Source organism: Pseudomonas sp. NBRC 111140, from assembly GCF_001320885.1.
GTDB classification, from domain to species: Bacteria; Pseudomonadota; Gammaproteobacteria; order Pseudomonadales; family Pseudomonadaceae; genus Aquipseudomonas; species Aquipseudomonas putida_P.
On sequence record NZ_BCBQ01000008.1, the window covers coordinates 26,417 to 48,919 of the forward strand.

General features: G+C 63.0%; 20 protein-coding genes. 11 read left to right on the top strand and 9 right to left on the bottom strand.

Annotated features, from left to right (window positions below; translation table 11 throughout):
• Positions 1-34: 34 nt before the first annotated feature.
• Positions 35-2,395, bottom strand: coding sequence for a DNA polymerase II (locus APH42_RS04390; protein WP_060492819.1), 2,361 nt, complete (start codon positions 2,393-2,395; stop codon positions 35-37).
• A 66-nt stretch (positions 2,396-2,461) separates the two neighbouring features.
• Positions 2,462-3,652, bottom strand: coding sequence for an MFS transporter (locus tag APH42_RS04395; RefSeq protein ID WP_060492820.1), 1,191 nt, complete (start codon positions 3,650-3,652; stop codon positions 2,462-2,464).
• 119 nt (positions 3,653-3,771) lie between these two features.
• Between APH42_RS04395 and APH42_RS04400 the strand changes: the two genes are divergently transcribed.
• The gene (locus APH42_RS04400; protein WP_012271651.1) at positions 3,772-4,668 is read left to right on the top strand and encodes a LysR family transcriptional regulator; all 897 of its coding nucleotides are present in this window, start codon (positions 3,772-3,774) and stop codon (positions 4,666-4,668) included.
• On the opposite strand, the gene APH42_RS04405 is transcribed toward APH42_RS04400, so the two are convergent.
• A complete protein-coding gene (locus tag APH42_RS04405; RefSeq protein ID WP_012271650.1) occupies positions 4,649-5,569 on the bottom strand; it encodes a LysR substrate-binding domain-containing protein in 921 nt (306 codons plus the stop codon). The two genes, APH42_RS04400 and APH42_RS04405, sit on opposite strands and share 20 nt — an antisense overlap.
• 160 nt (positions 5,570-5,729) lie before the next feature.
• On the opposite strand from APH42_RS04405, the gene APH42_RS04410 reads away from it, so the two are divergent.
• From APH42_RS04410 to APH42_RS04445, 8 genes are all read left to right on the top strand, one after another.
• Complete coding sequence (locus APH42_RS04410; protein ID WP_060492821.1) at positions 5,730-6,518, top strand: YqcI/YcgG family protein; 789 nt, start codon at positions 5,730-5,732, stop codon at positions 6,516-6,518.
• A gap of 2 nt (positions 6,519-6,520) precedes the next feature.
• The gene (locus APH42_RS04415) at positions 6,521-7,147 is read left to right on the top strand and encodes a LysE family translocator (protein WP_060492822.1); all 627 of its coding nucleotides are present in this window, start codon (positions 6,521-6,523) and stop codon (positions 7,145-7,147) included.
• Between the two features lie 38 nt (positions 7,148-7,185).
• The gene (locus APH42_RS04420) at positions 7,186-8,268 is read left to right on the top strand and encodes a hypothetical protein (protein ID WP_012271647.1); all 1,083 of its coding nucleotides are present in this window, start codon (positions 7,186-7,188) and stop codon (positions 8,266-8,268) included.
• 138 nt (positions 8,269-8,406) lie between these two features.
• Complete coding sequence (locus APH42_RS04425; RefSeq protein ID WP_041166456.1) at positions 8,407-9,102, top strand: hypothetical protein; 696 nt, start codon at positions 8,407-8,409, stop codon at positions 9,100-9,102.
• Between the two features lie 111 nt (positions 9,103-9,213).
• Positions 9,214-9,906: an AzlC family ABC transporter permease gene (locus APH42_RS04430; protein ID WP_060492823.1), complete on the top strand. Its 693-nt coding sequence runs from the start codon at positions 9,214-9,216 to the stop codon at positions 9,904-9,906.
• A complete protein-coding gene (locus APH42_RS04435; protein WP_012271644.1) occupies positions 9,903-10,217 on the top strand; it encodes an AzlD domain-containing protein in 315 nt (104 codons plus the stop codon). The genes APH42_RS04430 and APH42_RS04435 overlap by 4 nt, the downstream gene beginning before the upstream one ends.
• Positions 10,214-11,047, top strand: coding sequence for an AraC family transcriptional regulator (locus tag APH42_RS04440; RefSeq protein WP_012271643.1), 834 nt, complete (start codon positions 10,214-10,216; stop codon positions 11,045-11,047). Before APH42_RS04435 ends, APH42_RS04440 begins: the two co-directional genes overlap by 4 nt.
• A 72-nt stretch (positions 11,048-11,119) precedes the next feature.
• Positions 11,120-11,347, top strand: a complete 228-nt coding sequence (locus tag APH42_RS04445) for a hypothetical protein (protein WP_012271642.1) — start codon at positions 11,120-11,122, stop codon at positions 11,345-11,347.
• A gap of 46 nt (positions 11,348-11,393) precedes the next feature.
• On the opposite strand, the gene APH42_RS04450 is transcribed toward APH42_RS04445, so the two are convergent.
• The 5 genes from APH42_RS04450 to APH42_RS04470 all read right to left on the bottom strand — a co-directional run bounded on the left by APH42_RS04450 (position 11,394) and on the right by APH42_RS04470 (position 16,778).
• On the bottom strand, positions 11,394-11,876 hold the full coding sequence (locus tag APH42_RS04450; protein WP_060492824.1) for a copper chaperone PCu(A)C: 483 nt from the start codon (positions 11,874-11,876) through the stop codon (positions 11,394-11,396).
• A complete protein-coding gene (locus tag APH42_RS04455; protein ID WP_003250418.1) occupies positions 11,877-12,485 on the bottom strand; it encodes an SCO family protein in 609 nt (202 codons plus the stop codon).
• 207 nt (positions 12,486-12,692) lie between these two features.
• Positions 12,693-13,277 (bottom strand): Fe-S biogenesis protein NfuA, encoded by a 585-nt coding sequence (gene nfuA, locus APH42_RS04460; RefSeq protein WP_012271640.1) that lies wholly within the window; start codon positions 13,275-13,277, stop codon positions 12,693-12,695.
• Between the two features lie 58 nt (positions 13,278-13,335).
• The gene (locus APH42_RS04465) at positions 13,336-14,370 is read right to left on the bottom strand and encodes an acyltransferase (RefSeq protein WP_060492844.1); all 1,035 of its coding nucleotides are present in this window, start codon (positions 14,368-14,370) and stop codon (positions 13,336-13,338) included.
• A gap of 107 nt (positions 14,371-14,477) precedes the next feature.
• Entirely contained in the window at positions 14,478-16,778 is a 2,301-nt protein-coding gene (locus APH42_RS04470) for a fatty acid cis/trans isomerase (RefSeq protein WP_012271638.1), read from the bottom strand.
• 183 nt (positions 16,779-16,961) lie between these two features.
• On the opposite strand from APH42_RS04470, the gene metH reads away from it, so the two are divergent.
• Both metH and APH42_RS04480 read left to right on the top strand, forming a co-directional pair.
• A complete protein-coding gene (metH, locus tag APH42_RS04475; protein WP_060492825.1) occupies positions 16,962-20,669 on the top strand; it encodes a methionine synthase in 3,708 nt (1,235 codons plus the stop codon).
• A 170-nt stretch (positions 20,670-20,839) separates the two neighbouring features.
• Positions 20,840-21,058: a DUF2970 domain-containing protein gene (locus APH42_RS04480; RefSeq protein WP_060492826.1), complete on the top strand. Its 219-nt coding sequence runs from the start codon at positions 20,840-20,842 to the stop codon at positions 21,056-21,058.
• A 268-nt stretch (positions 21,059-21,326) separates the two neighbouring features.
• On the opposite strand, the gene APH42_RS04485 is transcribed toward APH42_RS04480, so the two are convergent.
• On the bottom strand, positions 21,327-22,403 hold the full coding sequence (locus APH42_RS04485; protein WP_060492827.1) for an ABC transporter substrate-binding protein: 1,077 nt from the start codon (positions 22,401-22,403) through the stop codon (positions 21,327-21,329).
• Positions 22,404-22,503: the final 100 nt, after the last annotated feature.

The following is a 22,503-nucleotide window of genomic DNA, read 5'->3' on the forward strand; positions in this document are numbered from 1 at the left end:
TTTACGTCGGGCGCTAGATAACTAACGCCTGCGGTCAGAACAGTTGTAACTGGCGACCGGTCAAGGTGGCGAAGTCATCGCCAACGAACGGCAGGATGGCATCGGCCACCGGCTGCAACTGCCGGCTGAGGTAGTGTTCGTAGTCGATCGGCGATTGCAGGTTCTCCATCGGCTCGGGGCCGGCGGTGGTAATGACGTAACTGATCCAGCCACCGCGCTGGTACTGACGGGGGCGGCCGAGGCGGCTGTTGTACTCATCGGCCTGGCGTGCGGCACGCACATGAGGTGGCACGTTGCGCTGGTAGTCAGCCAGCGGCCGGCGCAGGCGCTTGCGATACACCAGCAGGTCGTCCAGTTCGCCCGCCAGGGTCTGCTGCACGTAAAGGCGCACATAGTCGCGGTACGGCTGGCCGCGAAAGATTCGCCCATACAGCGCCTGCTGAAACTGCTGCGCCAGTGGCGACCAGTCGGTGCGCACCGACTCCAGGCCCTTGTAGACCACATCCTCGCTGCCGTCGGCACGCTGCACCAAGCCGGCATAACGCTTCTTGCTACCCTCATCGGCGCCACGAATGGTAGGCATCAGAAACCGCCGATAATGCACCTCGAACTGCAGCTCCAGCGCGCTTTGCAGGTTCATCTGCTGGCGCAGGTGCTCACGCCACCACTGGTTGACCTGAGCCACCAGTTCGCGGCCGATCTGCGCCGCGGCTGCTTCGTCATGGGCACCTTTGAGCCAGACGAAGGTGGAGTCGGTGTCACCATAGATGACCTCATAACCCCTGGCCTCGATCAGCGTGCGAGTCTGGCGCATGATCTGGTGACCGCGCATGGTGATCGACGAGGCCAGGCGCGGGTCGAAGAAACGGCAACCGCTCGACCCCAACACCCCATAAAAGGCATTCATGATGATCTTCAGTGCCTGCGACAGCGGCGCATTGCCCTCACGCTTGGCCGCTTCCCGGCCCTGCCAGACACGCTCGACAATGGCCGGCAGGCAATGCTGGCTGCGCGAGAAACGCCCACCGCGAAAGCCCTCCACCGAATGCTCTTCGTCGGGCAAGCGCAGGCCCTCGACCAGCCCAACCGGGTCGATCAGAAAAGTACGGATGATCGACGGGTAGAGGCTCTTGTAGTCCAGCACCAGCACCGAGTCGTACAGGCCTGGACGCGAATCCATGACAAAGCCACCGGGGCTGGCTTCATCGGGGCGGCTGCCGAGGTTGGGGGCGACAAAGCCCAAACGGTGCATCTGCGGGATGTACAGGTGACAGAAAGCGGCCACCGAACCACCGCTGCGGTCTACCGCCAGCCCGGTGACCGAAGCACGCTCCAGCAGGAACTCGAGCAGGCGGGTATGGGCGAAGATGCGGGTGACCAGCTCGCAGTCCTTGAGGTTGTAGCGTGCCAGTGCCGGTTTGTCTTCGGCGAAACGGCGGTTGATTTCATCCATGCGCTGGTACGGCGTGTCGATGGCCTTGCCTTCTCCGAGCAGGGTCTGCGCAACACTTTCCAGGCTGAACGACGGAAAGCTCCAGGTCGCCGAGCGCAGTGCTTCGATGCCATCGATCAACAGCCGCCCCGGTGCTTCGGCGAATACATGGCCGCCCCCGGCGTGGCTGCGCAAGGTCATGGGGGCACCGTTGCGGCCTAATGCCAGCGGTACCTGCAACAGTTTGGCGTGTTCATGCAAAAGGCGCAGGTCGAACTGGATCAGGTTCCAGCCGATGATCGCATCCGGATCGTGCGTGGCCATCCATTGGTTGAGGCAGTCGAGCAACGCGGCACGGTCATCGCAATAGTGCAGAGCGAAGTCGACGCCATCAGCGTCGCCGTTGGCCGGGCCAAGCATGTACACCTGACGCTGGCCACACCCTTCCAGGGCAATGCTGTACAACTCTCCCCGTTCGCTGGTCTCGATATCCAGCGACACCAGACGCAGCGGTGGGCGATAGCCGGGCAAAGGCTTGAGCTGGGCGTCGCAATAAACGCCCTGGGCATTCAGCTGACCGGTGAACTGCACAGGGGCGGTGATGAAGCGCTCCATCAGATAGCGCTCGGGCGGGCGGATATCGGCCTCGTACACCTCGATACCCGCGCTGCGCAGGCGTTGCTCCAGCTGCATCAGTTGCCGGTGTTGGCGGCAATACAGGCCAAGCACCGGGCGCTGGTCGAAGCCCTTCAGCCGCAGCGGCTTGAGCTGAACGCCAGGCTCCTTGGACAGCAGAACACGGGCATGCTCAGCCTGCGCCTGGGGGATGAACGCCACCGACTCCTGGGGCGCCAGGCGCAGCTGCCGCGGTCCCTGATCGGTGGCCAGCCAGAACTCCACGCAAGTGCCTTCGGGCGTGTCATGCCAATGCCGGGTCAGGACAAAGCCCTGCTGCAACTCCACTGCGTCGACCTCTGAATCATCTGTAGATGAGATGATTCTACCTTTGTCGTGCCTGGGGTGAGTGTTTTAGCGCCTTCCTGGCACAAACCCGCTGCGCCGCCCGGCCCAGCTCAACAGCCAGGCCAGCGCGATCAGGCCCAGTACCACCGCGCCAAACCCTTCCACTCCTGGGCCGCTCAACAGCAAGCCGCCAATGATCCCGCCCAGGGCAATGGCGCTGTTCCACACCGTCACCAGCATCGACTGCGCCACATCCCCGCCTTCGCCCGCCGCATCGGCGCAAGCGGTCTGCAACAGAGTCGGCGCACCGCCGTAGGTCACGCCCCACAAAGCGATGCTCAGGTACATCAGCCACGACGACGCCTGCCCCAAAGCCAACGTAGCCAGGGCAAAACCCGCCAGGCTCAATAGCACCAGTGTGCGCAGATGCCGGTCGACCAGCAACCCCACCAGGCCAATCCCGGCCAGGGCAGACAGGCCAAACACCATCAACACTGGGCCAATGTCCGTCGCCATGCCAGCCGCCGCCAGTAGTGGCACGATATAGGTGTAGAGAATGTTATGGCCAAGGATCCAGCTGAGGATCACCAGCAGCACGAGCATCACCCCCGGTGTGCGCAGCACCTGCATGGCCGCTGGACGCTTGCCGGCGGTGTGCCCAGGGTAGTCCGGCACCGACCGCAATACCCACACCACCAACAGCAACGCCACCAGCGTGACCACCACGAACGTCGCGCGCCAGCCCAGCCCCGCACCTAGCCAGGTGGCAATCGGCAAGCCAAGCGACAGGGCAATCGGCTGGCCGAGCATGGCCAAAGCCATGGCTCGCCCCTGCTGTGCCACCGGCACCATGCGCCGCGCGTGACCGGCGATCAAACCCCAAGCCAGCCCGGCTGCAGCGCCGGTAAAAAAGCGCAGCACCAAGGTCAGGCTGTTGGAATTCGACACGGCCGTCAGCCCGTTGAACAGTACGAAACCGACGATCGCCAGCAACAACGCCCGGCGCCGATACCAGCCTTGGGTCAAGGTCACCAGTGGAATGGCGGTCAGCAACGAGCCCAGGGCATAGGCCGTCACCCATTGCCCGGCCATGGCCTGGCTGATGTGCATACCCTCGGCGATCTGGTCGAGCAGGCCAGCCGGCAGGGTTTCGCTGAGGATGGCGATGAAGCCGGTCATGGCCAGCGCCAGCAGCCCGCTGAGCGGCAAGCGTTCGTTACTGGTTGCCAGCAACGATGCGGAAGGTGTTTGGGACATGTGCTTTTGCCTTGCGTAGGAAAACGAGAGGAACAGTCTGCAAGACCCACGCATTACGGAAAAAGACGGTTACAATGCCACTCACCCAGGACACCAATGTCCGCAATCAGGTATGCAGCATGGACAGCCTCAGCGGCTTCGTGGTCTTCAATCGAGTGGCCGAAACCCGCAGCTTTGTCGCCGCGGGCCAGTCACTGGGGATCAGTGCCTCGGCAGTCGGCAAGCGCGTGGCGCGCCTGGAGAACCGCTTGGGCGTACGCCTGTTCCACCGCAGCACACGCAGCATCACCCTCACCGCCGAGGGCACGTTGTTCCTTGACCGCAGCCGGCGCATCCTCGCCGAAATCGAGGCGACCGAGCAGGAACTGTCGCAAGCCAGCGAAACCCCGCGCGGGCGCCTGCGGGTGAGCATGCCGCAGGTGACCGGGCTGGTGATGCCGGCACTGGCCGAGTTCATGGCGCTGTACCCGCAAGTGGAACTGGACCTGGACTTCTCCGACCGTATGGTGGATATCGTCGGCGAAGGCTTCGATGTGGTCATGCGCGGCGGGCAGCCGGTGGATTCACGGCTCAATGCCAAGTTCCTGGGGCACTTCCAGCACCGCCTGGTGGCCTCGCCCGACTACCTGCGCGAACGCGGCACACCCCTGCACCCACGCGAGCTGGCCACGCACACCTGCCTGCACTACCGCTTCCCCAGCAACGGCAAACTGGAAACCTGGCCGCTGCGCCAGGAGCACCCCGAGCACGCCTACGACATTCCCATTTCGATGGTTTGCAACCATGTCGAGACACGCGTCTGCTTTGCCGTGAACCACCGCGGCATCACCTGCCTGCCGGACTTCACCGTAGGCCGTGAACTGGGCAACGGTTCGCTGGTCAGCGTACTCGACGATTTCATGGAACAGCGCGGCAGCTTCTACCTGCTGTGGCCGTCCGGGCGGCATATGCCGCCGAAGCTGCGGGTGTTCATCGATTTCATGCTCGAGCGGGTGTTCAACCGTACAGGTAGTTGATGTCCTTGTAGGCCAGCGGCGCTACCTGGCCGAGCAGGAAGTCGCGCAGCTTGTGCATCTGCCGCGCTTTTGGGCTGGCCTTGAGCCAGGTCATGTAATAACCGTCGCCCGTGGCCACCGCATGCTTGAATGGTGTGACCAAGCGCCCGGCCGCCAGGTCGGCACTGGCCAGCACCAGGTCGACCACTGAAATGCCCAGGCCCTGCTGAGCGGCCGAAATGCCCTGGTCGAGGGTATCGAACACCTGCCCCTGGTCAATGCTGATGTCCAGCGCATCCATGCGCGCCAACCAACGCCGCCAGTCACGGCGGTCGGGGGATGGGTGCAGGAACTCGCATCGGGTCAGGTCGGACAGTTGCGGTTGTGCCTGCGCCATGTAATTGGGGTGGCATACCGGAATCAGCCATTCATCGAACAGCTTGAAGCTCTCGATATCGGCGGGAAAGCGCCCATTGGCCAGAAGAATGGCGCAGTCGTAGGGCTCGGAATAGAAGTCCACGCTGTCGATGTCCATCCACACGCTGGACAGCTGCACACTGCAGTTGTCCTCGATTTTCTTGAACGCATCCAGCGCCCGCAGCAGCCAGCGCACGGTGAGCGTGGACGGGGCCTTGAGGCGCAAGCCATAGCGGTCCTGGCGCAGCAACGCGCAGGCATTTTCGATGATCTTGAAACCCACTTTCAGCTCTTGTGCCAGCAGGCGGCCGTGCTCGGTCAGGCTCAGTTTAGGGCCGCGACGTTCGAACAGGTCACAGCCGAACATGGCTTCGAGCGTCTTGATGTGGTGGCTGACCGCACCCTGGGTCAGGGCCAGCTCTTCAGCTGCACGGGTGAAGGAGCCATAGCGAGAGGCCACCTCGAAGGCACGCAGCGCGTGCAAGGCCTGAATCCGTTCCGACATGGCGACGTCCCGAGCATGAGTGAGACTAATAGTAGGTCATAGTTCCACGCGTTTTACAACGTCAGAAGCGTCTCGGAAAATGCAGGTAAATAACAAACATAACCAAGATCCTGCCTGCATGTGACTGGAACGTTCACTTAAATCAACGCCTGGGGAAATCATGTTTACGGGATATGGAAATTGCTATCGCCTGGATGCGCTAGAGCTAGCCGCGGAACATGGTCCTAACATGCAACACTGGACGTACAAAACCATAGAACACTTTCGCAGTGTTCTCGCCAACCCCGAATTCCCCTGCTTGTTCGGCCGCAAGGCGGTAAACGGCGAAACCTGTCACATTCTGTTCGCCCGCGCCGAGCAACTCGCCGATGACATCGCGCAGGGCTTGGCCGACTATGTGCGCACCGTCGCACAAATCACCGCCAAGCAGCGCATCGGCAGCCCTTTGGTGGTGTTTCTCGAAACGCCAGCCGGCAGCAACCTCGCCGAGCAGCAAGCGTTGGCCTGGAAGGTGCTGCGCGGGGTGCATGCACGCGACCCACACCCTTGGCCACAGGGCATTCCGACCGACCCTGACGATTCGGGCTGGTCGTTCTGCTATGCCGGCATGCCGCTGTTCATCAACATGAACTTCCCCGGCCATCAGCAAATGAAAAGCCGCAACCTCGGCCAGCACGTCACGTTCGTCATCAACCCACGGGCGAACTTCGACGAAGTGGCCAACGCCAATACCGAGAGTGGCAAGCGAATCCGCGAGCGCATTCGTGAGCGCGTGCACCATTACAACGACGGCGTCGTCCCCGACACCCTTGGCGCTTTCGGCGACGCCGACAACTACGAGTGGAAGCAGTATCAACTGCAGGAGGCAGGCTCGCTCAATCCAGCGCGCTGCCCGTTCCACGCCCATGCCGCACACCTGGCGACACCCGACATACTGATCGAGAACTGACCGTGAATACCGCACTCACCGCCACTTATGCCCTCACCGTCCTGCTCCTTATCGCCACCCCCGGGCCGGTGGTGGCACTGATCGTCAACACGGCCGCTGCTTCCGGCTCGCGCAAGGCCATGTTCACCGCTGTCGGCACCAACTGGGCGTCACTGGTGCTGATCGGCGCCGCCGCCTGGATCATCCTCACCAGCGCCGCCATCGACAAGGCATGGCTCAGTACCATGAGCCTGCTGGGCTGCCTGTTCATTGGCTACATCGCCGTGGGCACGCTGAGGGACGCCCTGCAGGCACCAACCCAGGAGGCGGCGAGCGAGGCCCCAAAGGCCGGGCGTGGCGGGCTGCTACAAGGTTTCATGGTGGGTATCTCCAACCCCAAGGACATCATTTTCTTCATCGCTTTCTTCCCCCAGTTCATCCAGATCACCGAGTCGTTCGGCAAGAGCATGGTGGTGCTGTCATTGCTGTGGGTGGCCATCGATTTCGCCGTGCTCAGCCTGTACATCTTCGCCATCGGCAAGATCGCCTCGCAGCGCAGCAACCGCGTCATCAGCCTGGCCTCGGGCGTCGCCCTGCTGCTGATCGCCGCCGGTGGCCTGCTGTACAACCTCAAGGAGCTGGCGGCCTGAACGTGAAACGCAGCACCCGAACAACCGGAGGAGAGAGCATGACCGCGACTGACACGAGCCCGTCTCCTTCGCCGTTGCAGCAGGACTACCAGCGTTTTCTGCTGCTGGGCAGTCGGCGTGCCCCACACACCGTGCATGTGCACGAAACCGGCTACCGCTCCGGCACCATCAACACCGACGCACTCGGCCTGCGCTACAGCCATTGCGCCGGCAAGCGCTTTTCGCCGGCCGAGCGCGGCGGTGCTTCGCGCATCAACCTGCTGGTCGGTGGCTCCACGGCGCTGGGCATTGGCGCCAGTTCCGACGAACACACGGTGGCTTCGCACCTGTCGATGCTCACCGGCGAAGTCTGGCTGAGCCTGGCTGGCTGCGGGCTCAATGCCAGCCAGGAGCTGCTGATGTTCCTGACCCACCAGCACCGCCTTGGCCAGCTCGGCCACGTGGTGGTGCTCAGCGGCCTCAACAGCCTGGCCCACGAAGCCCTGTGCGAAGTTCTCGCCAGCCCCAACGATCCACAACACGCCAAGGCCTACCAGGCCTTTCTCAACAGTTTCAGCGAAGGCATGCAGGCCACCGCACCGTTGCGTCGGCAGTCGCTGTGGCGGCGCATTGGCCAGGCCTTGGCCACGCCTGCGGTCGCAGCCCCGGTCAGCTGGCCGCTGTCGCCCCCGGAAAAGCGCCTGGCCCGTGCCGCCGACAACATTGGCCGTACCTTGCGCCAATGGGACCGGCTGCTGGCAGACAGCCACGCCACCCTCACTTTCATCCTGCAACCGTTACTCCCCTGGTGCCGGGATACCCTGCCCGCTGGCGAGCAGGCCATGCTGGCCGCGCTGCAGCAACAACCGGCAAACTTCGACCGGCTGCTGGAAGGCGCCTTCGACAGCCAACTGCACTCGGCGTTTTTCCGCCGCATCAAGAGCCAGGCCGACCCGGTGCCCTGCTACGACATGAACTGCATGCTCAACAGCTCGCCCGTGTTCGGCGCAGACCTGTTCATCGATCGCCTGCACCTGAACGATCTGGGCAACAACGCACTGGCCAAGGTAATCACCGCCAAGCTTGGCTTGGCCCAGGAAAAACACGCCCAGCGCAAGGTTACGCCAATCAAGCTCGTCTGACAGATGCCGAGTGGTCTTCCGGCCAGCCCCCTTGGGTGGCTAGAATATGCCGTCGTTCCGATTTGCCTGAGGCGTACGCTTGACCGCCATGAACATCGAAGCCGTCCATCCTTGTCTGGCCGCCCCTGGGGTTCGCCTGTGAGCCGCATGCGTCGCTTGCCCCCGCTGTTGATCGCGCTATTACCGCTGGCTGGGCACGCGCTGGAAGTGCACATCGACCCTCATGCCGACCTGCTCTACCGCCAGGCCTTACCCCTGCTGGAGCAAGCCGACAACCAGGATGACGGTGCCAGCACGCTGCGGACCGCCGTGGGCGACGACCCCGAGCTTAGCCGCCAGGGCCAGGCCATGGCCCACACCTTGCCGACAGCGGTCGCCCTGCTGAAAAAGTCGGTGGAGCTGGGCCACCCGGTCGCGCAGTACCGCCTGGCGCTGTACTACATGACCTACCTGCCCGCCGCGCAAATTGCAGATGCCGCCTGCCCGTTGCTCGAGGCCAGCCTCCAGCAGGGTTTTGCCGCACCCGCGCCAGCCATCGCCACCTGGTGCCGGCCCTACAACGCCAGTAACGAATACCGCGCAGCACTGGAGGCCATCCCCAACATGGCCACCGTGTACGCCCCCTACTACCCGCAACCGGCCACCCGCCTGGCCTGCAACCGCAGCCGGCCACAAGGCCTGGAAATGCTGTGGGGGCGCCAGCGCGACTACCAGGCCGAGGTGTACCGCCTGCTTGGCGACCTCGACCCACAGCACCGCCTGAGCCTGTTGCAGAAGGCCGTGGACATCAACGGCTGCGTGACGGCGCAACAGCACCTGACCAGCCACCCATAGCCCTCGGCCGGCCGCGATCCTTGTGGAAGCCGCGTCAACCAGCAAGATCGTTCAAGCCATCCCCTGCTCCGTCTGGCATGCTGGCCTGCCAAGTACAGCATTGCAGCCATCATGCCCCACATCGCTCGCCAAGCTTTTCTCCACGGCGTCATCGCCATTCTCCCGTTGTCCCTGGCCGTCGCCCCCTGGGGCCTGCTGGCCGGTTCCATGGCCATCGAGGCCAACCTCAGCGCCTGGCAGGGGCAAGGGCTGTCGGCCATCGTCTTCGCTGGTGCCGCGCAACTGGTGGCTATCGGCATGCTCAAGGGCGGCGCGAACCTGGCGTCGATCCTGCTCACCACCCTGCTGCTGACCTCTCAGCACCTGCTGTATGGCCTGTCGATGCGCCCGGTACTGTCCAGCCAGCCGCTGCGCTGGCGCTTGGGCCTGGGCTTTCTGCTGACCGACGAGTTCTTCGCCCTGACCAGCCAGTACGACCAGCAGCAGTTCAACCGCTGGTATGCCCTTGGGGTGGGCCTGACCTTCTACATCGCCTGGAACCTGTTCACCCTGGCCGGCATCCTGCTGGGCCAGAGCATTCCCCACCTGGACCAGTTCGGCCTGGATTTCTCCATCGTCGCCACCTTCGTCGCCCTGATCGCACCGCTGGTGCGCAACCTGGCCACGGTGGTGTGCGTCGCCGTGTCGCTGTTCTGCTCGGTGCTGTTCAGCTACTGGCATTGGGAAACCGCCCTGGTCGCCGCAGGCCTGCTGGGCATGAGCGCCGGGTTCATCTGTCAGAAATTCACCGGAGCCCGCGCATGACCTGGATCCTGATTTTCGCCATGGGCGCCATCGTGTTCCTCAACCGCTATGCATTCCTGGAGCCGCGCCTGCCCTTGCGCCTGAGCTCCAATGCCCGGCAGTTCCTCGGTTTTGCCGTGCCGGGTATGCTCACCGCCATTTGCGGCCCGATCATTTTCATGCCCGAGCACCAGCTCAACCTGAGCCTGACCAACCCCTACCTGCTGGGCTCACTGGTGGCCATCGCCCTGGTGTTATTGACCCGCAGCGTATTGCTCAGCATGCTGGTGAGCATGTTGATCTTCTTCCTCCTGCGCAGCTGGCTGGCATGAACACGCCCCTGCGCGAGCAGACACACCTCTGGCAGGCGCCGGCCCTGGGCGACGTCGAGATGCTGCACGCGCGCTATTTCCAGCAGCGCTTTGCCCCGCATGTGCACGAAGGCTATGTGTTCACCGTGATCGAGTCCGGCGCCCAGCGTTTCTGGCACCGTGGCAGCGAGCACTTGGCGCCGGTCGGCAGCATGGTGCTGATCAACCCCGACGAGCTGCATACCGGCGCCACAGCCCACGAAGCGGGGTGGCGCTACCGCGGCTTCTACCCCGAGCACGCGCGGGTCACGGGCGTGCTCGACGAATTGGAGCTGGGCCGCCATGGCATGCCGAGCTTCAAGGACAGCGTGATCCATGACGCGGCCCTGGCGATCGCCTTCAGCCAGCTGCATCAGCTGTCCGAAACTGGCGCCAGTGCCCTGCAACAGCAGACCGCCTGGCGTCAGGCGGTGCTGGCCTTGGTGCAACGACACGGGCAATGCGCTGAACCCTCTGCCCCCGGCCACGAGCCACTGGCCGTGGCCCGCGCCCGCGAACTGCTGGAAAGCCAACTGGCCGACCCACCCTCGCTCGAAGCGCTGGCGGCGGCGGTCAACCTGTCGCCGTTCCATTTCGCCCGGGTGTTTCGCCAGGCCACCGGCCTGCCGCCGCACGCCTGGCTGAAGCAGCGGCGCCTGGCCCGCGCGCGGGAAATGTTGAAGTGCGGCTTTGCTGCTTCGCAGGTGGCGTTCGACCTGGGGTTTGCCGACCAGAGCCATTTGAGCCGGCAATTCAAGCAGGCATACGGGGTGACACCCGGGGCCTATCGCAGCGCTTGCCTGCAAGGCTGAGCTGCGACATCCAGCCTCAGGCAAGCCGGCCAGCCGCTGCTACACTGACAAGGCTGAATGGAGGATCCTGCCATGTCTGAAAGAGATCTCACTACCCTGCTGTCACTGATGAACCAGCGCCAAGCCTGCCTGAGCAGTGCCTGCAAGGAGATTGCCGACTGGATCGACCGGCAGGGCGATGTGCCCGCTGCCGGCAAGATCCGCGCCAGTCTCAAGGCCCTGGAGGCCGACGAAGCCCAGGTCCGCAAGACCTTGACCTCGCTGACCCTCGACAGGCCGCTGCCACGCTTTCGTAGCTGAAAGGCGCAGCTAAAAAAAGGGCCGCTGAACGCGGCCCTTTGATCTGTCAGTGCTTCATGTGCATGTGATCATGCCCACCGCCCGCCTCGGCGTTGAGCGCACGCACCTCAGCCTGTACGTCCAGGGTTTCCTTGCCACCCTTGACATCTTCGATGGTCAGGGTCAGCGGTACTTTTTCGCCTTCCTTCACCTGATTGTTCAGGCCCATCAGCATCACATGCAGGCCATTCGGGTCCAGGGTCACTGCCTTGCCGGCCGGCAGTTCGACGGCCTTGACCTCACGCATGCCCATCACGTCGCCGTTCATGGTCATCTCGTGCACCTGCACGGTCTTGGCCACGGGCGATGCCACGCTCACCAGCTTGCTGTCGCTGCTGGCGGTCAGGGTCATGAAAGCACCGGTGGACTGCTGGTGCGGCACGCTGGCGCGGACCCAGGCATCGCTCACGGTGGTCTGGGCCAGTGCCGGCAAGGCCAGGCCCATCAGTGCCAGGGCAGCCAGGCCGCGTTTGATCGGTTGCATCGACATTCAGCAGATCTCCATCAGGGTGACCAGGTCTTCGGCGCATTCCTTGGCGTTCAGGGAATGGCCCAGGCTCAGGCGCAGGGTGCCACGTGTGTCGTAGACGTAGCTGGTGGACGAATGAGAGATGGTGTAGGTGTCCCCGGCCGGGACCTTTTCGTAAAACACCTTGAATTCCTTGGCCACCGCGGCGATTTCTTCGGGGGTGCCGGTCAGCGCGGTGAACGTAGGGTCGAAGGCCTTGACATAGGCATCGAGCACCTCGGGGGTGTCGCGCTCAGGGTCCAGGGTGATGAACACCACCTGGAACAGGTCGCGATCACGGCCGCGCAGCAACTTGCGGATTTGTGCCGCACGCGCCAGCGTGGTCGGGCAGACAGCCGGGCACTGGGTGAAGCCGAAGAACACCATCGGCATGCTGCCGTAGAAGCTCGACAGGGTGCGCACGTTACCTTGCGGGTCTTTGAGGCTGAACTTGCGCCCAAGGATTTCGTTGCTCATGTTCTTGCCGTACTTGAACTCGAGCCCCCGGGCCGGGCTGCAGCCTGCAAGCAGACCAAGCCCGAGAACGCCCATGCCGGCGACAACCGCACGCCGGGTCAAAAGATCATTCATGAAACCATCCTTTACAGGGAAGGTGCCGGCCCTCGGGACGGGCCAGTCGAAAAACCGGGGCATTCTGGCATGACACCCAGAGGGGTTCTACCCGACCAAGGCGCTGATGGCCCGCAGCCCTTTGAATACGGGCTGCGGCCTGTTGTCGCAGGGGTTGAAACCGTAACACTTTGTTGCTAAGAGAGCCGCCCCGCAGGCGCGTAAGCCTTAGTAGTAGGCGTTCTCTTTCTGCGTGTGGTCAGTCACGTCACGTACGCCTTTGAGCTCCGGAATACGCTCGAGCAAGGTGCGTTCGATGCCTTCTTTCAGGGTGACGTCGGCCTGGCCACAGCCCTGGCAGCCACCACCGAATTGCAGCACGGCAATGCCGTCGTCAACCACGTCCACCAGGCTCACCTGGCCGCCATGGCTGGCCAGGCCGGGGTTGATCTCGGTCTGCAGGTAATAGTTGATGCGCTCGTTGATCGGGCTGTCTTCGTTGACCATCGGCACCTTGGCGTTCGGCGCCTTGATGGTCAGCTGACCACCCATGCGATCGGTGGCGTAGTCGACCAGCGCGTCTTCCAGGAATGGCACGCTGACTGCGTCCAGGTAAGCAGTGAAGCTCTTCAGACCCACGGCGGTGTCGTCAGGCTTCTCTTCGCCCGGCTTGCAGTAGGCAATGCACGTCTCTGCGTACTGGGTGCCCGGCTGGGTGATGAAAATGCGAATGCCGATGCCAGGCGTATTCTGCTTGGAAAGCAGATCGGCCAGGTAGTCATGGGCGGCGTCGGTAATGGTTATAGCGCTCATGTAGGTTCCTCACAGACTTGCCGCCAAGTGTACGCCAACCCAGCCTTCGAACAAAGTCCTAGTATTTGACTCGGGAAAGCGCATATTCAGGCGCCGGCTCCCGTGGCGCCGCCAGCCAGGCCTGCATGCGCCGGTACAGGCCGCGCTCCAGCCACTGGTAGCTGAACCACGACATTAGTCCAATGGACGGCACGCACAGGGCGAACACCAGGTACGGGTTCAAATGCAGGCGCTGGCTGGCGAACCAGCCGGCGTACAGCACCAGTACATGGACCAGGTACACCGAGTACGAACAGTCGCCCAGCGCCTTGAGCAACCGGTTGCCCTGGAACACGGGCTCCAAGGCAATGAAAGCCAGCACGATCATCGCGCTTGGCAGGCCCCAGTGCAGCAACCGCTGTGACGCATCCAAGTGATAGATGGCCAGGCCTGCCACCCCCAGCACCACCAGCGGCAGCCACCGCCCTTGGCGAATCAGGCCACGGCGATGAAGCACACCCAGGCCAATGCCGAGCAGGAACTCGTAGATGATGTCGTTGTTGTAGAAATGGCTGAGCATACCCACACGGCCCAGCACCTCGCTGACCAGCAACAGTGCAGCGCTCACCAGCAGCAGGTGGTGCCGTTGCCGCACCAGGAACGCCAGGCCGAACAGCAGGTAGAAGAACATCTCGAAGTTCAGCGTCCAGCCCACGTTCAGGGTCGGGTACAGGCCATAACCTCCGGGGTTTTCCGCCGGGATGAACAGCAGCGACAGGAACAGGTGACGCCAGGCGAATTCCTGATGTGGCATCCATTGGCTGAAGGCCAGCAGCAACATGGCCATCAGTGCTGTGTAGAACCAGTAGGCAGGGACGATACGCATAACCCGATTGAGCAGGAACTGGCGCGGCTCGATGGATTTGTCGCGGGTCGACAGGTAGATGACCAGCCCGCTGATGACGAAGAAGATGTCGACGCCTATGGCGCCACGGTCGGTGAGCAGTTGGCCGATGGGGCCTGTGGCATGGAAGTCGAAGAAGATCTGCATGAAATGGTGGCAGACCACCACCCAGGCGGCGAACGCCCGCAGTGCCTGAAGCGAATACAGCATGAAATACCCTGCGATTGCCGGTGCATTGAGGCCTTCGGGCTGCATAGCAGCCCCGGACCACCCACCGATTCCGACCGCAGGGTATTCGGAAAGATCAGCTGACCCGATCAGAGGTTCTCATAGCGGTTCATGTCCAGTACCCCGGCTTCGACCGGTTCGGTCTCCTTGATGAAGCTGTTCAAGTCATGGAAATAGCGCCAGAACTCGGGGTGACTGCGGCGCACGCCCCAGCGCATGACAATGCGCTCGAACTTCGCCGCATCATCTTTTGCATATTCCATATCCTCGACGAACTCCGGCACATCCTTGGTCGGGATATTGAAGATGAAGTTCGGGTAGCTGCTGAGCACCCCAGGGTACAGGGTCAGCGTGTCCAGCCCTGGCTGGTAGCGGTACGCCTCGCCCAACAGGAACGCCACATTGCTATGCGCGCGGTTGCGCAGCAGGCTGTAAACCTGGCGCTGCCCGCCCTGCCCTTCGATGCGCAACATGGTCGCCTCGGGCAACTGGTTGATCACCTTCAGCCCGGCAGCCGGGCGCGACACCAGGCGGCTGAGCGACTGCTCGGCATTGCGGAACTCCTCGCTCACCTGCGCCCGCGAGCAGAACGCACCCTGGCAGCGGTTGATCGGGTCCGGCGCGGCATTCAGGCTGCCGGTGCGCTGCAGCAGCTTCAGGCCAAAGTCACGTTTGGGGTTGTGCGCGTCAAGCTTGATACCGCTCGGGGTATCGGTGTCGATGTCCTCGTAATCCATCCACATCTTCACCTTGCCGCTGTTCTGGTACCAGTCGCCGAGGATCGCCTTGCGCTGGTCGGCAGGCATCAGGCGCAGGAAGTTGACCTCGGCGCCGTTGCGGATCAGGTCGAAGTACAGGCGTGTCTGCAACTGGTGAGAAACGTTGCCGTACACATCGAAGTTGACCGCCAACTGATAATAAGTGCGCTCGAACAACGGGTAGTCGAACAGCCACACGGTCAGCGGCACATCACCGATCAGGCCCTTGGTCACCGAGGCGCTGTCGAAGTGGCGGAAGATGCTCAGCAACGCGTTGTCGTTACCGGCCCACAAGGTCGACCAACCGGGTGCTGGCATGTCGGCATAGGCTTCACGGCGCAGTTTCTCGTACTCGTTGCGCTTGTCGCGGTAGGCGTGCCACAGGCTCAGCACACTGCCCACATCATCGATCTGCCCCGGCATGGCCAGCAATGGCGTAGCCTCGCCCCGGTACTTGGCATCGGTGATGTAGCGATCGAAGGCCGGCTCTTGGAACAACGCCCAGAAATTGTCGCGGATCACGTCGGTGGCAATCTGCCCGCGGCACACCGGGCCACGGATGAAGGTGCGCACGAAGTATTCGGCGTTATCCAGCATGAACTGGTAGCGCGCCACCGCCGGGATCGCCTCGAAGGTTTCGAACGGGTTGGCCCGGTGGCGCGGGCCGTAGCCTGGCAGCGCGGCGGCATGCCAGTCACCGGCGTAGAACAACTGCTTCACCCGCTTGAGCTTCTGCGGCCCCATCGGGTAGGTGATGTGCGTTTTGTGCACGATCACGCCCTGTACCGGGATCAGCCGGTAGTAGAAGTCGGTGCCCGGCGGGTCGTTGGGGCGACGGGTCGCAATGATGTCGACGGGCTTGCCACTTGGCGTGCGCGAGCGCACCCACTGGAAGAAGTGGCCCTGCTCGCCGCCAACGAAATAGATGTGCGCCAGGAACAGGTGCTCGTATAGCCAGCGGCCAACCAGCGCCTCGGTGGAACCGGGGCGGTTGAGCAGTTCTTCCCAATCGCTGATCTGCCTGGCTTCGGCAGCGCTCGGCTGGATCGGCTGGTACTCCACTGGCGCACCGGCCGCCAGCCATCGGCGCATGGTGTCGTATTCCTTGTCGGTCAGCCCGGTTACCGCCAGCGGCATGCCCTCCTTGGGGTGGGCGCCGGCATAGGCGTCGAACTCATGGGGCAACGGGCACATGTTGTTGCGGCTCAGGCCCAGGACGATCTCCTCGGGCAGCTTGGCGTTGGGCGTGAGCGGGGTCTTGTGACCCAGCTCCAGCATGCGCGCCATCAGCGCGGCCTGGCTGCCCTGGTTGTCGAGCACCGAGTAGAAGCCCTTCTTGCGCCATTGCTCTTCGCTGTGGGCGTCATAGAACAGCCGGGTGGGGGGCACCGCCTTGCTGCGCTCGCCTTGGTACACCGGCACCTTGCTGGCCCCGCGCACCGCGCCTTCGGGGCTTTCCAGCTTCAGCTGGCAAGCGGCGTCGTTGCAGGCGTGGCAGGCCACGCACTTCTCGGTGAAGATCGGTTGAATGTCCCGGGTGTAGGAAATAGCCGGGCTCGACTGGGGGGCTTGCCCGAACACCGCGCCGCTGATGAGCAGGGCGAAGGCGCCGGCAAGGATACGATGCACCATGTGCGGAAAGTCCTGGTTCTTGAAAGCCATCACGATTTGTTGCCTGGTCGTCCTTGGGTGCTCTGCGTTACCGACACCCGCCCAACATGAGCACTTTTCATGCAAATGGGCGATGCGCCTAAAAACCGCGCAGGTTTGTTATGATTCCGCACCTTTTGATATTTGCCCGACCAGGTAGTTCCTATGTCCGACCGCAGCGCTCGTCTCCAAGCACTCCAGAACGCCCTCAAAGAGCGCATCCTGATCCTCGACGGCGGCATGGGTACTATGATCCAAAGCTACCGTCTCGAGGAACACGACTATCGTGGCACGCGTTTCGCCGATTGGCCAAGCGATGTCAAAGGTAACAACGACCTGCTGCTGCTCAGCCGCCCGGACGTGATCGCCGCCATCGAGAAAGCCTACCTGGATGCCGGCGCCGATATTCTCGAAACCAACACCTTCAACGCCACGCAGATTTCCCAGGCCGACTACGGCATGGAGTCGCTGGTTTACGAGCTGAACGTAGAAGGTGCGCGCATCGCGCGCCAGGTGGCCGATGCCAAGACCCTGGAGACGCCAAACAAGCCGCGCTTCGTCGCCGGCGTGCTTGGCCCCACCAGCCGCACCTGCTCGATTTCCCCGGACGTCAACGACCCCGGCTACCGCAACGTCACCTTCGACGAACTGGTAGAAAACTACATCGAGGCCACCCGTGGCCTGATCGAGGGCGGCGCCGACCTGATCCTGATCGAAACCATCTTCGACACCCTCAACGCCAAGGCGGCGATCTTCGCCGTGCAGCAAGTGTTCGAAGACGACAACGTCGAACTGCCGATCATGATCTCCGGCACCATCACCGACGCCTCCGGCCGTACCCTTTCGGGCCAGACCACCGAAGCATTCTGGAACTCGGTGCGCCACGCCAAGCCGATTTCCGTGGGCCTGAACTGCGCCCTCGGCGCCAAGGACCTGCGCCCGTACCTGGAAGAACTGTCGACCAAAGCCGATACCCATGTATCCGCCCACCCCAACGCCGGCCTGCCCAACGCCTTTGGTGAATACGACGAAACCCCGGCCGAGATGGCCGAAGTCGTCGAAGAATTCGCCGCCAGCGGCTTCCTCAACATCATCGGCGGTTGCTGCGGCACCACCCCGGGGCACATCCAGGCCATCGCCGAAGCCGTGGCCAAGTACAAGCCGCGCGAGATCCCGGAAATCGCCAAGGCCTGCCGCCTGTCGGGCCTGGAACCGTTCACCATCGACCGCCAGTCGTTGTTCGTCAACGTGGGCGAGCGCACCAACATCACCGGCTCCGCCAAGTTCGCCCGGCTGATCCGAGAAGAGAACTACACCGAAGCCCTGGAAGTCGCCCTGCAGCAGGTCGAAGCCGGCGCCCAGGTGATCGACATCAACATGGACGAAGGGATGCTCGATTCCCAGGCCGCCATGGTCCGCTTCCTCAACATGATCGCTGGCGAGCCGGATATCTCGCGCGTACCGATCATGATCGACTCCTCCAAGTGGGACGTGATCGAAGCGGGCCTCAAGTGCATCCAGGGCAAGGGCATCGTCAACTCCATTTCCATGAAGGAAGGTGTCGAGCAGTTCAAGCACCACGCACGCCTGTGCAAGCGCTACGGCGCTGCCGTGGTGGTGATGGCATTCGACGAGGTCGGCCAGGCCGACACCGCTGCGCGCAAGAAGGAAATCTGCAAGCGCAGCTACGACATCCTGGTCAACGAAGTGGGCTTCCCGCAGGAAGACATCATCTTCGACCCGAACATCTTCGCCGTCGCCACCGGTATCGAAGAGCACAACAACTATGCCGTCGACTTCATCGAGGCCTGTGCCTACATCCGTGACCACCTGCCTCATGCGCTGAGCTCGGGCGGGGTGTCCAACGTGTCGTTCTCGTTCCGCGGCAACAACCCGGTGCGCGAGGCGATTCACTCGGTGTTCTTGTTCCACGCCATCCGCAACGGCCTGACCATGGGTATCGTCAACGCCGGCCAATTGGAGATCTACGACGAGATCCCGGCCGAGCTGCGCGAAAAAGTCGAGGACGTGGTGCTTAACCGCACGCCGGAAGGCACCGATGCACTGCTGGCCATCGCCGACGACTACAAAGGCGGCGGCGCCACCAAGGAAGTCGAGAACGAAGCCTGGCGTTCGCTGCCGGTCGACAAACGCCTGGAGCATGCCTTGGTCAAGGGCATCACCGCGCACATCGTCGAGGACACCGAAGAGTGCCGCCAGCAATGCGCACGCCCGATCGAGGTCATCGAAGGCCCGCTGATGAGCGGCATGAACGTGGTCGGCGACCTGTTCGGCGCAGGCAAGATGTTCCTGCCCCAAGTGGTCAAGTCAGCTCGCGTGATGAAGCAGGCGGTGGCGCACCTGATCCCGTTCATCGAGGCCGAAAAAGGCGACAAGCCCGAAGCCAAGGGCAAGATTCTGATGGCCACGGTCAAAGGCGACGTGCACGACATCGGCAAGAACATCGTCGGCGTGGTGCTGGGCTGCAACGGCTACGACATCGTCGACCTTGGCGTGATGGTGCCGGCCGAGAAGATTCTGCAAACCGCTCGCGACGAGAAGTGCGACATCATCGGTTTGTCTGGCCTGATCACCCCGTCGCTGGACGAAATGGTCCATGTCGCCCGCGAAATGCAGCGCCAGGGCTTCGAGCTACCGCTGATGATTGGCGGCGCCACCACCTCCAAGGCGCACACTGCGGTGAAGATCGAGCCCAAGTACAGCAACGACGCGGTCATCTACGTCACCGACGCCTCGCGCGCGGTCGGCGTGGCGACCCAACTGCTGTCCAAAGAGCTCAAGCCGGGCTTCGTCGAAAAAACCCGCCTGGAATACGTGGACGTGCGCGAGCGCACCGCCAACCGCAGCGCCCGCACCGAACGCCTCAGCTACACCCAGGCCATCGCCGCCAAACCGCAGTACGACTGGGCCGGCTACCAGCCGGTAGAGCCCACCTTCACCGGCGTCAAGGTGCTGGAAAACATCGACTTGCGCACCCTGGCTGAATACATCGACTGGACCCCGTTCTTCATTTCCTGGGACCTGGCCGGCAAGTTCCCGCGTATCCTCACCGACGAAGTGGTCGGCGAGGCGGCCACCGCGCTTTACCAGGATGCCCGCGAGATGCTCGACAAGCTGATCGACGAGAAGCTGATCAGCGCCCGCGCGGTGTTCGGCTTCTGGCCGGCCAACCAGGTGGCCGATGACGACATCGAAGTGTACGGCGAGGACGGCCAGACGCTGGCCACCCTGCACCACCTGCGCCAGCAGACCATCAAGCCGGACGGCAAGCCCAACTGGTCGCTGGCCGACTTCGTCGCGCCAAAAGCCAGCGGCGTCACCGACTATGTGGGTGGCTTCATCACCACCGCCGGCATCGGTGCCGAGGAAGTGGCCAAGGCCTACCAGGACAAGGGCGACGACTACAGCTCGATCATGGTCAAGGCCCTGGCCGACCGCCTGGCCGAAGCCTGTGCCGAGTGGCTGCACGAGCAGGTACGTAAAGAGCACTGGGGTTATGCCCGCGACGAGCACCTGGACAACGAGGCGCTGATCAAGGAACAGTACAGCGGTATCCGGCCTGCCCCGGGCTACCCGGCCTGCCCGGACCACACCGAGAAGGAGACCTTGTTCCGTTTGCTCGATGGCACTGCCATTGGTGAAACCGGGCCAAGCGGCGTGTTCCTCACCGAACACTTCGCAATGTTCCCCGCGGCAGCGGTCAGCGGCTGGTACTTCGCCCACCCACAGGCGCAGTATTTTGCCGTGGGCAAGGTCGACAAGGACCAGATCGAGCGCTACAGCGCGCGCAAAGGCCAGGATGTGAGCGTCAGCGAGCGCTGGTTGGCGCCAAACCTCGGGTACGACAGCTAAGGCCGCGCTGGCCTCTTCGCGGGCAAGCCCGCTCCCACAGGGGCCGCACCGTTTTTGAAACGTGTGCAGTACTTGTAGGAGTGGGCTTGCCCGCGAAGAGGCCAGTCCAGGCAGTTCCTTTTTCATTGCCTACACTGTCCCTGATTGCCTCTGATTTCCCAGGAGCCAACATGGACGATTCCAGCCAGGGCAAACCCCCGACCTTCTGGCAGATGCTGCACAGCATCCTCGCCGCCGCCTTTGGCGTGCAAAGCGGCAAGAACCGCGCCCGCGACTTCACCCACGGCAAGGCCAGCCATTTCATTGCGCTGGGGACATTGTTCACCCTGGTGTTCATCGCGGTATTGATCGGCCTGGTGCAACTGGCCCTGCACCTTACCACCCGTTAGAAGTGAAAACGCCTGCGGGGATTCCGTCCCCGCAGGCGCGCTTGCTGCATCACGGTCTAGAAGACAAGTCTACTGGTGGCTGACCCAATACACGGCAGTGACCACCACCAAAACGATCAGGCAGAGGATCGCCCAGGCATCGACGCTGCTGTCAGCTTTGCGGACCTTGGTTGAGTTTCCCATTGCATTGCCTCTTGTAGTGGTTATGGGAATGCACTTCACCACCAGCAGTTAAGACGAGCAATGCCCTTCACTCAAGCAGGGTCTTTCAATATTCGACCGGTGACGTAAGAAATGGGTAGCGGTAGCCCGGCGGCCGCCCTTCAGCGCTGTACCGCTGGAAATCGACGCCGTAATCGTCCCGTTCCAGCAGTTTCAGCCAGCGCTTGGCTTTGGCCTGATCGATCGCCTGCAATACCGGGGCACTGTGCTCGCGCAGCCCGTCGCGGTTCAACGCCAGCCCTTGGGCGTCATCGTGCAGCATAACCATCGCCCAACCGCCCAGGGTGAAATGCCCACCCATCAGCACGCTCAGGCGCCCATCGATACGCGCCCGCAAGGCCTCGGGCGAACTGTTGACGGCGCCGAACAGCACGTCGCGCCCCGGTGTGTGTCCAGCTTCCTCGAACGCCTGCATGGCACCAAAGGCCATCTCGTCATTGGCCGACCACACCAGCCGGGTGGCCGGGTAGCGCTCCAGCAACTGCTGGGCCTGTTCATAGGCGCGCTGGCGGTTCCAACCGCCGTACACCACCTGACGCAGGCGCACCTGGGGGAAGTCGGCCAGCGCACGGCGCATGCCCTCCTCACGCAACTGCGAGGCCGGGGTGGTCTTGACCCCGGCAAAGGCCACCAGGTCCACCGGAAAGCTGTCGCGAGGCAACTGTGCGACCATCTGGTGCAGCATTTGGAAGCCCGCCTGCTCGTCGTTACTCATCAAGGTCCCCAGTGGCTCGGCGTACTTGTCGGGCTGGGCCTCGATGCTGCGGACCTGGCTGGCGGTCAGGCCATTGTTGACCAACAGCAGCTTCACACCCGTGCCACGTGACAGGCGCAGGATTTCCGGTGCCACGTACTGCTCGTTGACCAGCACCAGGTAGTCCGGCCGCTGCGCCCCACCCAGAATTGCCCGGGCCTGGCTCAGCGCCAGGTCGGCGCGGCGCTCGCTGTACTCCACCCGCAGGGTCATGCCCAGCTCATCCGCGGCGGCCTGCATGAAGCGGGTATAGCTGGTCCAGAACGTCTCGGTGGACAGCCCAGGGTTGAGGAACACCACCGAAGCCGGCTGCGCACTTGCCGTCAGTGGCAGGGCAAGACACAAGCTTTGGCACAGGGCCTTGAGCATGGGGTCACATCTCTGCGAAGCAAACGCCGGATTATAAACGCCTGGCTACGCTCAGCGCACAAATGGCAGTCAGTCTCACATAGTCCATTTGGTTCTTTTC

Bases quoted from the DNA above. Each gene is read 5' to 3' on its own strand.
- APH42_RS04395 (WP_060492820.1), bottom strand. From the start codon at position 3,652: ATGTCCCAAACACCTTCCGCATCGTTGCTGGCAACCAGTAACGAACGC.
- APH42_RS04400 (WP_012271651.1), top strand. From the start codon at position 3,772: ATGGACAGCCTCAGCGGCTTCGTGGTCTTCAATCGAGTGGCCGAAACC.
- APH42_RS04405 (WP_012271650.1), bottom strand. From the start codon at position 5,569: ATGTCGGAACGGATTCAGGCCTTGCACGCGCTGCGTGCCTTCGAGGTG.
- APH42_RS04410 (WP_060492821.1), top strand. From the start codon at position 5,730: ATGTTTACGGGATATGGAAATTGCTATCGCCTGGATGCGCTAGAGCTA.
- APH42_RS04420 (WP_012271647.1), top strand. From the start codon at position 7,186: ATGACCGCGACTGACACGAGCCCGTCTCCTTCGCCGTTGCAGCAGGAC.
- APH42_RS04430 (WP_060492823.1), top strand. From the start codon at position 9,214: ATGCCCCACATCGCTCGCCAAGCTTTTCTCCACGGCGTCATCGCCATT.
- APH42_RS04435 (WP_012271644.1), top strand. From the start codon at position 9,903: ATGACCTGGATCCTGATTTTCGCCATGGGCGCCATCGTGTTCCTCAAC.
- APH42_RS04440 (WP_012271643.1), top strand. From the start codon at position 10,214: ATGAACACGCCCCTGCGCGAGCAGACACACCTCTGGCAGGCGCCGGCC.
- APH42_RS04445 (WP_012271642.1), top strand. From the start codon at position 11,120: ATGTCTGAAAGAGATCTCACTACCCTGCTGTCACTGATGAACCAGCGC.
- APH42_RS04450 (WP_060492824.1), bottom strand. From the start codon at position 11,876: ATGTCGATGCAACCGATCAAACGCGGCCTGGCTGCCCTGGCACTGATG.
- APH42_RS04455 (WP_003250418.1), bottom strand. From the start codon at position 12,485: ATGAATGATCTTTTGACCCGGCGTGCGGTTGTCGCCGGCATGGGCGTT.
- nfuA (WP_012271640.1), bottom strand. From the start codon at position 13,277: ATGAGCGCTATAACCATTACCGACGCCGCCCATGACTACCTGGCCGAT.
- APH42_RS04465 (WP_060492844.1), bottom strand. From the start codon at position 14,370: ATGCTGTATTCGCTTCAGGCACTGCGGGCGTTCGCCGCCTGGGTGGTG.
- APH42_RS04470 (WP_012271638.1), bottom strand. From the start codon at position 16,778: ATGGTGCATCGTATCCTTGCCGGCGCCTTCGCCCTGCTCATCAGCGGC.
- metH (WP_060492825.1), top strand. From the start codon at position 16,962: ATGTCCGACCGCAGCGCTCGTCTCCAAGCACTCCAGAACGCCCTCAAA.
- APH42_RS04480 (WP_060492826.1), top strand. From the start codon at position 20,840: ATGGACGATTCCAGCCAGGGCAAACCCCCGACCTTCTGGCAGATGCTG.
- APH42_RS04485 (WP_060492827.1), bottom strand. From the start codon at position 22,403: ATGCTCAAGGCCCTGTGCCAAAGCTTGTGTCTTGCCCTGCCACTGACG.